Source organism: Streptosporangium sp. G12, from assembly GCF_052983175.1.
Genome location: NZ_JBRIQO010000010.1, coordinates 250,157 through 265,685, shown reverse-complemented (window position 1 = coordinate 265,685; position 15,529 = coordinate 250,157). Strand labels below are relative to the sequence as shown.

The 15,529-nt window shown below is 71.4% G+C and carries 8 protein-coding genes; 4 read left to right on the top strand and 4 right to left on the bottom strand.

What is annotated here, in order from left to right; all coding sequences use genetic code 11:
- Positions 1 to 78 precede the first annotated feature (78 nt).
- Complete coding sequence (locus tag ACVCAG_RS17715; protein WP_440082874.1) at positions 79 to 3,540, bottom strand: CDP-glycerol glycerophosphotransferase family protein; 3,462 nt, start codon at positions 3,538 to 3,540, stop codon at positions 79 to 81.
- A gap of 478 nt (positions 3,541 to 4,018) precedes the next feature.
- Here ACVCAG_RS17715 and ACVCAG_RS17710 point away from each other — a divergent pair, with 478 nt between their 5' ends.
- The 3 genes from ACVCAG_RS17710 (at position 4,019) to ACVCAG_RS17700 (ending at position 9,801) form a co-directional block, all read left to right on the top strand.
- Complete coding sequence (locus tag ACVCAG_RS17710) at positions 4,019 to 5,605, top strand: NAD(P)/FAD-dependent oxidoreductase (RefSeq protein WP_440082873.1); 1,587 nt, start codon at positions 4,019 to 4,021, stop codon at positions 5,603 to 5,605.
- 120 nt (positions 5,606 to 5,725) lie between these two features.
- The gene (locus ACVCAG_RS17705) at positions 5,726 to 8,617 is read left to right on the top strand and encodes a CDP-glycerol:glycerophosphate glycerophosphotransferase (RefSeq protein WP_440082872.1); all 2,892 of its coding nucleotides are present in this window, start codon (positions 5,726 to 5,728) and stop codon (positions 8,615 to 8,617) included.
- Positions 8,618 to 8,673: 56 nt separating this feature from the next.
- Positions 8,674 to 9,801, top strand: coding sequence for a glycosyltransferase (locus ACVCAG_RS17700; RefSeq protein WP_440082871.1), 1,128 nt, complete (start codon positions 8,674 to 8,676; stop codon positions 9,799 to 9,801).
- Positions 9,802 to 9,822: 21 nt separating this feature from the next.
- Here the strand turns inward: ACVCAG_RS17700 and ACVCAG_RS17695 are convergent, their stop codons facing one another.
- Positions 9,823 to 11,412, bottom strand: coding sequence for a hypothetical protein (locus tag ACVCAG_RS17695; RefSeq protein WP_440082870.1), 1,590 nt, complete (start codon positions 11,410 to 11,412; stop codon positions 9,823 to 9,825).
- A gap of 291 nt (positions 11,413 to 11,703) precedes the next feature.
- Between ACVCAG_RS17695 and ACVCAG_RS17690 the strand changes: the two genes are divergently transcribed.
- Complete coding sequence (locus ACVCAG_RS17690) at positions 11,704 to 12,546, top strand: polysaccharide deacetylase family protein (protein ID WP_440082869.1); 843 nt, start codon at positions 11,704 to 11,706, stop codon at positions 12,544 to 12,546.
- Here ACVCAG_RS17690 and ACVCAG_RS17685 read toward each other — a convergent pair.
- Together ACVCAG_RS17685 and guaA are read right to left on the bottom strand one after the other, a co-directional pair.
- Entirely contained in the window at positions 12,516 to 13,772 is a 1,257-nt protein-coding gene (locus tag ACVCAG_RS17685) for an acyltransferase family protein (RefSeq protein WP_440082868.1), read from the bottom strand. The two genes, ACVCAG_RS17690 and ACVCAG_RS17685, sit on opposite strands and share 31 nt — an antisense overlap.
- Positions 13,773 to 13,945: 173 nt before the next feature.
- Positions 13,946 to 15,517: a glutamine-hydrolyzing GMP synthase gene (gene guaA / locus ACVCAG_RS17680; protein WP_440082903.1), complete on the bottom strand. Its 1,572-nt coding sequence runs from the start codon at positions 15,515 to 15,517 to the stop codon at positions 13,946 to 13,948.
- Positions 15,518 to 15,529: the final 12 nt, after the last annotated feature.

Genomic DNA, 15,529 nt, shown 5'->3' with positions numbered 1-15,529 from the left:
CCACAGAGATCGTGGGCTTTGAGGACGCGAAAGGCCGAGGAGGGCTTCCCCGGCCTTTCGCCCTCGCGGGGCGGGTGGTCACCGGAAGATCCGGTCCACGGCCCTGGCCGACGCGCCGCCGTCCTCCAGCGGGCAGAACCTGGCGGTGAAGGCGTCGTACGGCTTGCGGTACTTGGCGTGCACCTCGTCGGCGTCCCGTACGGCCGCCACGACCTCCTCGGTCGTGCGCAGCAGCGGCCCGGGGGCCTCGGCCTCGAAGTCGAAGTAGAAGCCGCGCACCTCGTCGCGGTAGCGCTCCAGGTCGTAGGTGTAGAACAGCATCGGCTTACCGGTCACCGCGAAGTCGAACATCGCCGACGAGTAGTCCGTGATCAGCATGTCCGCCACCAGGTACAGCTCCTGGATGTCCGGATACACCGAGACGTCGAGGACGAAGTCCGTGCCGACCCTGGGCAGCCTGTCGGTGACGCTCGGATGCTTGCGGATCATGAGCACGTGGTCCCCGCCCAGCTCCTCGTCCATGTGCCGCAGGTCCAGCCGCAGGTCGAGCCGGTAGCGCCCCTTGCTGTAGAACTTGTCGTCGCGCCAGGTCGGGGCGTACAGGACGACCTTCCTGCCCTCGGGCAGGCCGAGTCGCTCCCGGATCTCCCGGGTCCGCGTGGCGGCCCCGGCGCGGCGCAGCAGGTCGTCGCGGGGAGAGCCGATCTCCAGGACCTCCCCCTCGAACCGCAGGGCGCTGTCCAGGACCGAGGTGCACCAGGGACTGGGCGAGATCAGGTGGCTCCACCTGGCGACGGCCCTGGCCAGCCGCTCGTGGTGGTCGGACCGGGTGAACGGCACCTTCTCGACGTCGAAGCCGATGCGCTTCAGCGGGGTGCCGCGCCAGGTCTGCAGCACCGTCTGGCCCTCCCTGCGCTCGAACCAGGAGGGCAGGTGGCTGTTGGTGACGATGTACTGGCAGCGGGCCAGGGCGTCGAAGAACTCCCGCCCGTACCGCCGGACCGGCGTCACCCCCTCGGGCAGCTCCACCTGCCCGTCCCTGACGATCCACATGAACTCCAGGTCGGCACCCCGCCGCACGAGCTCCTCGTAGATCGCCTTCGGGCTGTCGGAGAACTGCCTGCCGCCGTAGCTGTCGAAGAGGACGGCGGGCCGCAGCGGCTCCCGGGACCTCGCGGGGTAGAAGTCCTCGCGCAGCAGCCGCTGCTGCTTGGGCCTGCCCGAGGCGCGCAGGTCGTCGCTCACGGTGAAGACGGCCTCGTCCATCAGGTCGGTGTCGAAGGTGAAGGTGCGGGTGGCGGAGATGTGCTCCAGCGGCGCGGACAGCCGGAACTCCACGCGCATGTCGCCGGTGCCGGTACGGATCGCGAAGCCGTGCGTGCCCGCCGGCAGCGGCAGCCGGCCGCCGAGCGTGTCGCTCCCCTCGGGCGTCACCGTGGCGCTGCCGCCGTCGAGCGGGAAGAGCCGTTCGCTGAGCCGGTTGCGCGAGGTGACGACCAGCCACGCCGGGCCGTCGATCGGGCGCATCGGGGCCCCGGTCACCTTGAGGTGGCCCAGGTCGGTCCACTCCACCCGCTCGACGTAGAACGTCGGCCGCTGCTCGCGCAGCACGAGCCCGCCCGCCTGCGACCGGTCCAGCACCACGTCGCGGCCGCGGAGCCGGTAGAGGCCGCGCTCCACGTCGCGGCCGACGAGCAGCGGCCTGGCCTGACCCCGCCCCTGGTTTTCCGAGGGTTCCGGACGCTCCGGGTTGTCCGGGAGGACCTCGAAGTGCCACTCGGCGCCGGGGTTGAGCGCGCTCATCTCCAGGCCGGCCGGGTCGAGGTCCGGCCAGCGCTCGGACAGCACCTCGTCGAGGTCGATCACCGTCTCGAAGGCGCCGTCCGTCACGGTCATCGGGTAGCGCCGGTCGCGGCCGCCCTGCGGCCGGGTCAGCCGCAGCGCCGGCGCGGCGCCGAGGTCGTCGTCACACCGGCCGCTGATCCGCAGCCTGCCCTCGGCCACCCGGTGGCCGGTGACCCATCCGCCCGGCCGCTCCACCCGGAGCCTGAACTCCTCGGCGGGCGTCCACTCCGTCCACGCCACGGTCCCCGACTCGCGCCCGGTGAACTCCAGCCGCCGCGCGGCCGGGCTCGGCTGGGACAGCCTGCCCCTGCGCAGGAGGCCCCGGGACAGCACGCACAGGTCGATCCGCCAGGTCGAGCCCGCCGGAAGCGCGGCCGGGTCGACGGCCAGCCGGAACCCGCACCAGTCCTTGCGCCTGCGCGGGCCGGTGTCGACCAGCGACAGACCGCGCCGAATCGTGACCGGGAGCCGGACCCTGCGGCTCCCGGGGCCCTCGGACACCAGCCAGGCGAGGACGTGCTGCTGGATCCGCCTGCGGGGGCGCAGGTAGCGCAGCGAGACCCGGCCCTCGACGACCAGCTTGTCGTCCTTCCAGTCCAGGCTGTCCACCCGCTGCCTCAGGTCCAGTTCCTCGCGCATCCGCGTGATCGGCCGCTCGACCTGCACGGGGCTGTTGAGGTGGTACCCGCGCAGGCCGCCGCCGACGACGCGGGCGGTCGGCTTGACCGTCCTGTCCCACTCCAGCAGCTGGAGGAGGTCGCCGATCCGGCGCTCCCGTACGAGAGCCCACTTCGCCCGGCGCTGCGCGGGGATGAGCGAGAGGACCTTCGGCCCCGCCTGGTCGAGGTAGGCGCACGCCAGGTCGAGGAAACGCTCGCGGAACTCCTCCCCCGCCTGGTCCAGCACCTGCAGGAAGTTCGGCAGGTCGCTGTCGAGGACCATCCGGTCCCACGCCTTCAGGTGCTGGGCCCGCCCGGTGCTGGCGAGGAAGCTCCGCACCGAGTTGACGGCGGCGAACCGATCCTCGATCCCCTTGACGTGCCCCCGGTTCTGCGTGATCGAGACGCTCTCCCCCTCCCGCTCCCGCCACAGGTAGACCGGGGTGGACAGCACGTCCACCGCCCCGGCCATGAAGTGGGCGGGCAGGGAGACGGAGATGTCCTCCCACAGGACCCCCTCGGGAAAGCTCAGCCCCTGCTCGTCCCAGAAGGAGCGGCGCCACAGCTTGTTCGTGACCAGCCGGTCCTTGAGCAGGATCTCGTCGCCGGTCACGTGGGTCCGCCTGGCGGAGCCGGCGAAGATCACCTTGTGCATCGCCGACTGGCGCACCCCCTGCCCGCTGAAGCGCAGGACGTTGCCCGTGACGAAATCGGACCCGCTCTCCCGCAGGCTGCACACCATCGTCTCGACGGCCGTCAGCGGGAGCATGTCATCGCTGTCCAAGAAGGCGAGGAAATCACCGGTGGCGTGCCTTATGCCGGTGTTGCGCGCGGTGCCAAGCCCCCCGTTCTCCTGCCGGATCAACTTGAACCGGTCATCACGCTCGGCGAAGGCCTCGGCGATCTCCGCGCTGGAGTCGGGAGAACCGTCGTCCACCATGACGACCTCGATGTCACTCCAGGTCTGCGCGACCAACGACTCCAGACACGCCTCAAGGTACGGTTCCACGTCGTAGATGGGCACGATGATGCTCACTGGGGCCACGATCGGTCCTCCGGTAGTCGAAAGCTCACAGTCCGGTCCATCGGCGTGAACGCCGGACACGGCACGCAGGTGAAGATCCACTCATCGTGGAAGACGTCACGGGCGCGCGGCGGGAGGCCCAGCGGTCGCCGGAAAGCGGCGGAAGGGGCCCGTGTGCCCGTCGACACAACCTGGCGGCCATGAGCGCGACGTAGACGTCACGTCAGCAGCATGGCTTCGCGACAGGCCGGGCGAACCCGAAACATGACCGCGATGGAGTGAGCTGACCGAGACTTGACCATCTCCCGTGCATCTCCCGCGGGCGGCCGGTCCGTGACGCGGCAACGCCTTCCCCAAGCCCAGGTCAAGGCTGGGAATGCACACGTCCTAGTAAGACGTGATGACCCCTCGGTCCCCCCTGACCGTCCGACACGATCGGGTGACCGAGACGGGCGAGATCGTGGGAAACGGCATTCGCGGGGGGAAGCGCATGGATTCAACAGTGGTCGTGGGAGCGGGGCCCGCCGGGCTCACCGCGGCCTACGAGCTGACCCGGCGAGGACACCCCTGCGAGGTCTTCGAGGCCGACCGCGTGGTCGGCGGGATCAGCCGGACGGAGGAACGCGACGGCTGGCGCTTCGACATCGGCGGGCACCGCTTCTTCACGAAGGTGCCGCGGGTGGAGGACTTCTGGAACGAGATCCTCGGCGAGGAGGACTTCCTGCTCCGCCCGAGAATGAGCCGCATCCACTACAAGGGCCGTTTCTACGACTACCCGCTCAAGGCGTCCAACGCCCTGCTCAACCTCGGTGTCCTCGAATCCCTGCGCTGCGTCGGCTCGTACGCCTGGGCCCGGGTCAGGCCGCCCGCCGACCAGTCGACCTTCGAGGGCTGGGTCGCGGCCAGGTTCGGCCGGCGACTCTACGGGATCTTCTTCAAGACCTACACCGAGAAGGTGTGGGGCGTTCCCGCCGCGAGCATCCAGGCCGACTGGGCCGCGCAGCGGATCAGGAACCTCTCCCTGGGAAAGGCCATCGCCGACGCGCTGACCCCCGGGAGGAACCGGAAGGAGGTCACGAGCCTCATCGAGGAGTTCCGCTACCCCAAGCTGGGACCGGGCATGATGTGGGAGGCCTGCGCCGACCGGGTCCGCGAGCGGGGTTCCACCGTGCACCTCGGCACCCGGGTCGAGCGCATCCGCCGCCACCGGGGCCGCCTGGCCGTCACCGTCCGCCAGGACGACGGCGGTACGACCCGCCAGGACGACGGCACCGGCGACGTCCGCTCCGCCGGTGACACCGGCACCGTTCACCCGGGCGGCGGGAGCGCCGTCCGCGAGGTACGTGGGAGCGCCACCCGCGAGGTGTACTGCGACGACCTCATCTCCTCGATGCCGCTCAACGCCCTGATCCGCGCGTTCGGGCCGGACGTGCCCGACGCCGTCGCCGAGGCCGCCGCGGGGCTGAGACACCGCGACTTCCTCACCGTCGCGCTGGTCGTCCCCGAGCGGTTCTCCTTCCCCGACAACTGGGTCTACATCCACTCCCCCGAGGTCCGGCTCGGCCGGGTGCAGAACTACGGCTCCTGGTCGCCGTACCTGGTGCAGGCCGGGCGGACCTGTCTCGGCCTGGAGTACTTCGTCAACGAGGGCGACGACCTGTGGCGCGCCCCGGACGACGACCTCGTCGCGTTCGGCACCCGTGAACTGGAGCACCTGGGCCTGGTGACCCCCGGCTCGGTCCAGCGGGGATACGTGGTGCGGATGCCGAAGGCCTACCCGGTCTACGACGCCGGTTACGCCGGCAACGTCGAGGTGCTCAGGAAGTACCTCGACGTGGAGTGGCCGGAGATCCACCCGGTCGGCCGCAACGGCATGCACCGGTACAACAACCAGGACCACTCCATGCTCACCGCGATGCTGACCGTGGAGAACATCGTCGACGGAGCCCGGCACGACGTCTGGGACGTCAACGTCGACGCGGAGTACCACGAGGAGCGCGCGGACCGGAAGCGGGCCGCGAGCGGCACCGGCCGTGACGCCCCCGTCCTCCTCTCGGACGCGCCCGCCCCGGCCTGACGCGCCCCTTCCCCCCGGACCAACACCAGCGATCCCATGACGCCTTGCCTGGCTCGCGCCCACCGGGCCTGAACCACCGCAGGTCAAGGCTCTCCTCCCAGCCGCCTTGGAGTTGCGCACATGACAACACAGCGATACACGGCCCCGGACGTCAGCGTCATCGTCATCACCTACAACGACGCGGCCCGGTTACCCCGGGCCGTGCGCTCCGTGCTCAGCCAGACGCTCAAGAACCTCGAAGTGATCATCGTGGACGACTGTTCCGGCGACGACACCCCCGCGGTGGCCAAGGCGCTCACCGAGGAGGACGGCCGGGTCCGCTACGTACGGCTGCCCGCCAACAGCGGCGGCTGCGGCGCGCCGCGCAACGCGGGCATGGACGCCTCGCGCTCGCCCTTCCTGATGTTCCTCGACAGCGACGACGAGTTGCCCAGGCACGCCTGCAAGAGCCTCCTGCTGGAGGCGGAGGCGACCGGCGCCGACTTCGTCATGGGCACCGTGGAGCGCGTCGACGAGGCGACCGGCGCCGTCACCCTCTGGTACCCCCAGCTGTTCGCGGAACGACGGGTCGTGGACGGCATCCGCGCGGAGCCCGAGCTGCTCTTCAACTGCCTGGCGACCAACAAGCTGTACCGGCGGACCTTCCTCGACGTCACCGGCATCCGCTTCCCCGAGGACATCCACCACGAGGACATCGTCTGGTCGACGGAGCTGTTCTGCCGCAGCAAGCTGTTCGCCATCGTGCCGTGGCCGGTCTACCGCTGGCTGCTCGCCGCCACGCCCGCCACCAGGTCGATCTCGTCCCGGCGGCACGAGCTGGAGAACGTGCGCCAGCGCGTCGCCGCCGCCGTCCTGAGCGACCGCGTCCTCGCGAGCACCCACTCCCTCGACCTCAAGGAGGACAAGGACTTCCGCTTCCTCTCCCACGACCTCCGCCTCTACCTGGGCGACCTGCCCCAGCGCGACCCGGCGTGGATCTCCGAGTTCGCCGACATCGTCATCCCGTACGTGGACACGCTCGACCCCGCCGCGATCGGGCGGCTGACCCGGGCGGAGCGGGTGTGCGTCCAGCTCGTCCGCGAGCGGCGCGGAGCGGAGGCGGCGCTCGCCGCCGTCGAGCTGGGGGGCAGGCACTCGATCCCGCCCCGGGCGGTCACCGCGGACGGCGAGCGGGTGTTCTGGGGGGCGACGCTCCCCGGAGGCGAGCAGGGACGGAGCGAGCTGGACGTCACCGAGCTGCACCTGGCGGAGCAGCCGCTGTCCGGCGCGCTGCTCCGGCACGAGCTCGTCGACCTGCAGGCGTCGAGGGACGAGATCCGGCTGAGCCTGCGGACCTACGACCCGGGCCGGGTGCTCGACGGCCGCACGCTGACCGCGTGGCTCCGTATCGGCGGCAGGAAGAGGGCGATCGCCTCGATCCCCGTCCAGATGGCACCCGTCGTGATCGGGGCGCCGGGCGAACGGGAGGAACAGGCCCCGAAGGGGCTCGAAGGACAGTGGGACCCGGAGGAGCCGGAGAGACCGAGAATCCCGCGGATGCCGGGAGCTCCCCCCGAGGGGACGGGCATCCTGGAGGGAACGGTGTCGATCTTCCTGCCCGACCTGGACTGGCCGGACAACGCCGTCAGGCCGCAGGCGGTCACGATCTCGCTCCACGAGGGCGAGCGGCGGAACATCAGGCCCCTCCTCGCGATCCCGGGGCTGTCGTTCACCTCCGTGGGCGCGGTGGGTCCGGCGGGCTCGGGCCGCCTGGTCCTCGAGGCGTCGGCCGACATCCCGTTCCGCCTCACGGCGCGCAGGCTCGGCCCCGCGTCCGGGCGGCGTTTCCCGAACGTGGCGGACCTCTGGCGGGACCTGCTGTCCGACCTCGCCACCCCCCGCAACCTGGGCCGCTTCTACCGGCTGGTCAGCGCGACGGTGCCGGTGAACCGCCGCCTGGTGCTGTTCGAGTCGGCCGAGGGCACCGGCTACACCGGAAACCCGCGCTACGTCCACGAGGAGTTGCAGCGGCGCGCCACGGGCCTGCGGGCGGTCTGGTCCCACGCCGACGTCCCCGAACGCTTCCCCGAGGACGTCGACCTCGTCCGGCGCGACACCTTCCGCTACGCCTGGACCCTGGCGCGCGCCGGGCACTGGGTGGACAGCCACAACCTCCCCTACTGCTACCGCAAGCGCAGGAGCACCCGCTACCTGCAGACCTGGCACGGTCAGGTGCTCAAGAAGATGGGACTGGACGAGCCCCGGCACCGGGCGCAGCCGTCCCTGGCCAGGAAGTACGCCGAGGCGGTGGCGCGCTGGGACGTGCTGCTCACGCCGGGCCCCGACTTCCGCCGCGACTTCGCGGAGGCCAGCGGGTTCAGGGGCGAGCTGCTGCACGCCGGCTACCCGCGCACCGACGTGCTGGTACGGCACATGGAACCGGCACAGCGCGAGCGGGCGCGGCGGGTCAGGGAGTTCTTCGAGATCCCCGCGGGAAAGCGGGTGATCCTCTACGCGCCCACCTACCGCGACAGCCGGCGCTTCAGCGGCGACTCGATCCGGCTCGACCTGCCCGCCCTCGCCGGCGTGCTGCCCCCGGACTGGGTGATCCTCGTCCGCGCCCACCAGTACGACCGCTTCGCGGTGCCCGACCCGCTCGGCTGGCTCGTCCGGGACGCCTCGGCGTTCCCCGAGGTCAACGACCTGATGCTCGCCTCGGACGTGCTGGTGACGGACTACTCCTCGATCATGTTCGACTATGCCTGCCTCGGCAGGCCGATCCTCTACTACGTCGACGACTACGAGCGCTACGCCTCCACCCAGCGGGGCGTCTGCTTCGACCTGGCCGAGGTCGCCCCCGGGCCGCTGCTGCGTGACCCCGAAGAGCTGGCCGGGGCCCTGGACGGGCTCGCCGAGATCACCGAACGGTACGGGCGGCGCTACGCGGAGTTCCGCGACCGCTGGTGCGGCCTCGACGACGGGCAGGCGAGCGGCAGGGTCGTGGACGCGTTCTTCCCGGAGGTCACGCGGTGAGATCGCTTCTTCCCGAAGACCACACAGTGAGATCGCTTCTTCCCGGAGGTCACGCGGTGAGATCGCGCAACGTCTTCTTCCTCAGCACCGACGGCGACTCGATGGGCGGGTCCCAGCGGGTCATCCACACCCTCGCCCAGGGCCTCGGCTCACGCGGGCACAAGGTCACCCTGATCAGCATCAACCCCTCCCGGCAGCCGCAGACCTACGTCGCCGACCCCGTCTACCGGCACACCACGCTGTACGACACGCCCGCCCCCGAGGCCGCCGCCCGCTCGCTGCCATGGCGCAGGGGCAGGCAGCGCAGGACCCCGGAGGAGGTCGCCGCCGCCCGGCGGAAACTGCTGCGGCTGACGGACCGGACCCGCGACGGCTACCTGGTCATCGCCTCGCCCTGGGCCGCCCACTGGATCGCCGACCTGTCCATGCCGCACATCGCCAAGATCGGCCAGTACCACCAGTCGTACGCCGAGGCGGTGGACTCCCCGAACCTCAGGCTGATCAAGAAACACTACGCGCACCTCGACAAGGCGCTGTTCCTCTGCGACGACTACGCCGCGTCCTTCACCGGACACCGGCTCGCCAACTGCGGGACCATGCTGAACCCGGTCAGCGTCTTCCCCAGGGAGGCGGCCCCGCTGCGCACCCCGCGGATCGTCTCGGCGGGGCGGCTGGTCAGGGTGAAGCGGATCGACCTGCTGATCGACGCCTTCGCCGCCGCGGCCCCGGCCGTCGCCGAGCCGTGGGAACTGCACATCATCGGCGACGGGCCGCTCCGGGCGGTCCTGGAGGCGCAGGCCGCACAGACGGGGCTCGGCGACCGGATCGTCTTCCGCGGACAGGTCGAGAACGTCGAGGCCGAGTACCTGGACGCCTCCATCGTCACCCTGAGCAGCGACTTCGAGGGGTGGGGGCTGGTCCTCGCCGAGGGCGCGGCCTGCGGCCTGCCCGCCGTGGCCTGCGACGCCTCGGCGGGGGTGAGGACCCTGGTCGAGGACGGGGACAACGGCATGCTCACCGAGCCCGGCAACACCGGGAGCTTCGCCGCCGCGCTGGAGCGCCTCATGTCCGACGCCGAGCTGCGCCGGAGGATGGGGGCCAGGGGCAGGGAACGGATGAGGGAGTACCGGCTGCCCCGCGTCCTGGACCGGTGGGAGGCGCTGTTCGACGAGCTCGACCGCTGACGGGCGGGCTCCGGGGCCCGCTCATCGACGGGGTGCCAGGGCCGCCGCCTCCCGCAGGAGCAGGGGAACGAACAGGACCCCGACGAAGATCGGCGACACCATGAACCGGAAGTCCGGCGCGGTGTTGGTGAGGATCACCCCGATCTGCTGCCCCGCGACCACGGCCGCCCCGGCGAGCGCCGCCCGGCTCCCCGTCCGCCACCACACGAGCGCGGCGGCGGCGTAGGCGAGGTAACACCAGAAGGGCGCCCGCCACAGCAGCCATTCGAGCTGCCTGACCGTGCTCGCGTCCAGCGCGAACAACCCCGCGGCCAGCAGCCCGGCGGAGATCGGCCGCTGCCGCATCACCGAGGCCGCCGGGGTGCCCTGCCAGCCTTCGGGGAGCCGGGGATCCCTCAGCGAGAAGCGGTAGAGCTCACCGCCGGGTTCGTCCGACGTCGAGGCGACCTGCCAGGCGAGCGCGGCGCGGCAGACCCGGGTGCTCAGCATCATGCCGGGGGCGCGGACCAGCAGGTCCCGCCAGAGCTCCAGCACGTCGGAGATCCGCCGCTCGGCCCGCGCGTGGCCGAACCCGGGGTCGAAGAAGACGCCCGCCATGGTCTGGCAGGTCGCCCCCCGCCGCCAGGCGTCGAGCGGGGCGATCCCCGCCAGGAGCGCCCGCTGCTCGTCGTCGAAGAGCCGGGGTCTCTGGCCGTACGCCACGGCGAGGTCGCCGAACACCGTCTGGTAGGCGAACGAGCGGGACGGCGGCGCGATGCCCATCGCCGGGTAGCCGACGCCCAGCAGGAGCAGGGGCGCCGCCACCGCCCCGGCCGCCAGGGTCGCGACCCACCGGCGGGCCCCCGGACGGCCGGACAGGAGCGCGACCAGCAGCGCGGCGGCGATCGACGCCACGAGGAAGCCGTTGTTGCGGAAGAGCCCCAGCCCGAGCAGCTCCGCCCCGAGGGCGGCGAAGCGCGGGTCCCAGGCCCACCCGCCGCGCCCACCCCTGTGCCCGGCCCCGCCCCGCCTCCGGGCTCCGCCACGCCTCCGCACCCCCTCCCGCGCCACGGACCCGGCCACGCCCCCCGCCCGGTCCTCGTCCCGCACAGCGGACCCGGCCACGCCACGCGCACGGGACCGGGCACCGGGTCGGGCCGCGAGCCGCACGGCGGTGCCCGCGGCCAGCACGGCGCACACGGTGAACGGCACGTCCTTCCACATCGACACCGTGAAGGCGCCGAGCGGCGGCGACAGCGCCGCGCACCCCACCGCCACGAGCAGCGGGCGCCCCCGTACCCCCAGCGACCGGATCGCGCCCGCGAGGTGGGCCAGCGCGGCGGCCATCGCCGCCGTCTGCAGGAGGGTGACCGGGGACAGGTCGCCGGTCGCCCTCAGGGAGAGCCCGAGCAGGGCGTCGTAGGCGACCGACTGCCCGGCCACCCAGGGGCCCGTCGTGACGTGCGCGACGTAGGTGACGGAGTCGGGACTCATCAGTCCCGGGTGGAAGGCGAGCCACCAGCCGAGCAGCGCGAGCTGGGCGGTCGCGTAACAGGCGAGGGTGAACCACCGGTCACGGGCCGGCGCCCCGCCGGTCTCCCCCCGCTCCTCCTTGACCGGTTTCGGGCTCACCGTACTGATCATCATGGTTTTCCCAGCGTGCTCCGGCAGGGGGCCGATGCCCATCATCGGGCACGCCAGGGGTCGGCCCGGCCCGTTATACACAGCCATGACCTGGGGAAACATCAAGTTTGCGCGGAGCGCGGCACCACGTGCGGCACCGTAGCCCGATCACGGGAAAATGCGCCTTTCACAGGACATTGTGACGCTTCAGCCCCGGGAGGCATCAGACGCCTCGATAGGATGCCCACTCGACCGACGTCGATTTGACCCGGAGCTCCCCTCATGAAGTCTCCTGTCCGAATGTTGCTGGCCACATCCTGTGCGCTGGCCATGTTTTCCATCCCGACCACCGCGTGGAGCGCGGAACAGCCCAGCACGACGGCCACGACGGCGGGCAAGGCCAAGCCCGCTCCCAAGGCCACGCCCACCCCCACGCCGAAGCCCGTGCCCGTGGACTGCGCGAAGGTCAAGTGCATCGCGCTCACCTTCGACGACGGCCCCGGCAAGTACGCGGACAAGCTGCTCGACACCTTCAAGAAGTACAAGTCCAAGGCGACGTTCTTCCTCGAGGGCCAGTACGTGAAGTCCCGCCCCGCCTTCGCCAAGCGGATGGTCACCGAGGGCCATGACATCGGCAACCACAGCTACAGCCACCCGCACCTGCGGGAGCTGTCGGAAGACAAGATCCGCGAGGAGCTGACCAAGACCCAGGACATCGTCAAGAAGTCCACCGGGAAGTACCCGACGACGATTCGCCCGCCCTACGGCGAGTTCGACGAGCGGGTCGCGGCGATCGCCACCCAGATGGGCATGCCGATCGTCCTGTGGAACGGCGGTTCGCGGGACTGGGCGACCAAGAACGAGAAGGCCATCTACGACGAGGTGCTCAAGAACGCCAAGCGTGACGGGGTCATCCTCATGCACGACTGGGTGCCGCAGACCGTCACGGTGATGCCGAAGCTGCTGGCCGCCCTGCAGAAGCAGGGATACCACGTGGTCGCGGTCTCCTCGCTGCGCGGCGCCAAGGCCACCAAGGCCGGGGACGTCTACCCGGTCGGCTCCGAGAAGGACGAGGACCTGTCCTCCGATTCGCCCACCGGCGACCCGGACGCCTACGCCCAGTCCCCCGAGGACGGCCTCTGAGCCGCGGCCTCACGGGAGGAAGCGGCTGGGGAGGCACCCGGCCCGCGGGCCAGCCGCCTGCCCAGCCGCTGCATGGGAAGCTCCACGTAGCGGTGGGTGAGCAGGCTCAGGCCGAGCACCACCAGCACGAACGCTGCCGACAGTGACAGCTGCACCACCTGCCCCGCGTCCCGTACGTCACCGACAACGGCGTGCATGAGCCGCAGCAGCGGGTGGTGCAGCAGGTAGATCGAGTAGCTGACCAGGCCCAGCCAGACGAGGAACCGGGGCAGCCGGCGCTCGCGCAGGGCCATCGCGGCCGCGAACGTCGCCCCGGCCAGCGCCATGGTCGCGAACCACGGCCCCGGCCGCACCCACCACCAGCCCGCCTGCTCCGACCAGACCGGGGCCAGTGCCACCAGCACGGTCGCCGCCGCCACCGGCCAGAGCCCGCCCGCGCCCTGCTCCCAGCGGCGGATCGCGGTCCCGGCGAACATCACCGCGAGGATCGCCGCCCCCAGCCAGGGCACGAAGCCCGAGAAGATCAGCAGCACCAGCGCCATCGCGCCGAGGACGTACGCGGCGGCCTTCTGGAACCGGCCGCTGATCAGGCACGCCAGGCCCGCGAAGAACAGCACGCCGGAGACGTACGCGGGCCAGGGCCCCTCCAGCAGCGGTCCCGTCAGCAGCAGTCCCGCCACGACCGCGACGGCACCGAAGCCCACCGCGTAGGTCCCGCTCGCGCGGTGCGCCCCGCCGACGAACAGCGCGGTGACGACCAGGTAGAAGACCATCTCGTAGGAGAGCGTCCACATGGTGTCGGCCAGGCCGCCCAGGTGCACCACGTCCAGCAGCATCGTGGCGTGCGCGGACACCGACGACAGGTCCCTGGGCACCTGCTCGCGGACGGGCATCCAGATCGCCATGACCAGGACGGCCGCCGCGACCAGCAGGTAGATCGGGTAGAGCCGGAACACGCGGCTGATCCAGAAGGCCCTGACGTCGCCGCGCCTCTCCAGCGAGACCGGGATGATGTAGCCGCTGACCAGGAAGAACACCAGGACGCCGTACATCCCGAGGTTGAACCAGTACGGCCTCAGGGCGGGCATGAACCAGGGCAGCAGATGCTCCAGCAACACGGCGACCGCGCCGATGCCACGCAACGCGTCGAGCCATGCCAGGCGGGTGCCGGAGGCCGGGGGGGAGTCTGCGCCGCCGGGGGTGCCGATGGGGGTGGTGGAGGACACCCGCCCCAACTTACCGCCCGGCACCTGGCGAAACCGCGCCATCGGCGCCGACGGGCCTGGGCGACCCACCCCCGCGGAGCACTTCCGCGCTTCAGCCCTCGCGGCTCACCCCCACGGCTCACCTCTGCGGCTCGGCCCTGGCGGCTCGCCCCGGCCGCGGCCTCCCGGGGCGCCTACTCCCACTCGATGGTGCCCGGGGGCTTGCTGGTCACGTCGAGCACCACCCTGTTCACCTCGCGGACCTCGTTGGTGATGCGGGTGGAGATGCGGGCGAGCACGTCGTACGGGACGCGCGACCAGTCGGCGGTCATGGCGTCCTCGCTGGAGACCGGGCGCAGCACGACCGGGTGGCCGTAGGTGCGGCCGTCGCCCTGGACGCCCACCGAGCGGACGTCGGCGAGCAGGACGACCGGGCACTGCCAGATGTCCCGGTCGAGACCGGCGCGGGAGAGTTCCTCGCGGGCGATGGCGTCGGCCTCGCGGAGGATCTCCAAGCGCTCGCGGCTGACCGCGCCGACGATGCGGATGCCCAGCCCGGGGCCGGGGAACGGCTGGCGCCAGACCATGGCGGCGGGCAGGCCAAGCTCCTCCCCGGCCCGGCGCACCTCGTCCTTGAACAGCGCGCGGAGCGGCTCGACCAGCGAGAACTGGAGATCGTCGGGGAGGCCGCCGACGTTGTGGTGGGACTTGATGTTGGCGGTGCCGGTGCCGCCGCCGGACTCGACCACATCCGGGTAAAGAGTGCCCTGGACGAGGAAGTCGACGGGGCCGTCGGCGATGATGGCGCGCTGCTCGTCCTCGAAGACCCTGATGAACTCACGGCCGATGATCTTGCGCTTCTCCTCGGGGTCGGTGACCCCGTCGAGCGCCTTCAGGAAGCGCTCCTGGGCGTCGACCACGCGGAGCTTGACGCCGGTGACGGCCACGAAGTCGCGCTCGACCTGCTCGGCCTCACCCTTGCGCAGCAGCCCGTGGTCGACGAAGACGCAGGTCAGCCGATCGCCGATGGCCCGCTGGACCATGGCGGCGGCCACCGCGGAGTCGACTCCCCCGGACAGGCCGCAGATGGCGCGGCCCTCGGGGCCGATCTGGGCGCGGATCGCCTCGACCGCGTCCTCGACGATGTTGAGCATCGTCCAGGAGGGGCGGCAGCCCGCGGCGTCGAGGAAGTGCTTCAGCACGGCCTGGCCGTGCTCGGAGTGCAGGACCTCGGGGTGGAACTGGACGCCGTACAGGCCCAGCTCGGGGTGCTCGAAGGCGGCGACGGGCGTCTCGGCGGTCGCGGCGGTGACAGTGAAGCCCTCGGGGGCGGCGGAGACGCTGTCGCCGTGGGACATCCAGACCGACTGCGTGGCGGGCAGCCCCGCGAAGAGCACGCCCTGCTGTCCGATGTCGAGGCGGGTGCCGCCGTACTCGGCGGTGCCGGTCCTGGCCACCTCCCCGCCGAGCTCCTGGGCCATGATCTGGAAGCCGTAGCAGATGCCGAAGGTCGGCACACCGGTCCGGAACAGGCCCGCGGGGGCGGCGGGGGCGCCCTCGGCGTACACCGACGAGGGGCCGCCGGACAGGATGATCGCCTTGGGCTTCTTGGCCATCATCTCCTCGACCGGCATCGTCGAGGGGACGATCTCGGAGTAGACGTGGCATTCACGCACCCTTCGCGCGATCAGCTGCGCGTACTGCGCGCCGAAGTCGACGACCAGGACCGTGTCGAAGTCAGACACCAAGACCCCCAAAAGGAACAGAGCGGTGGCCCC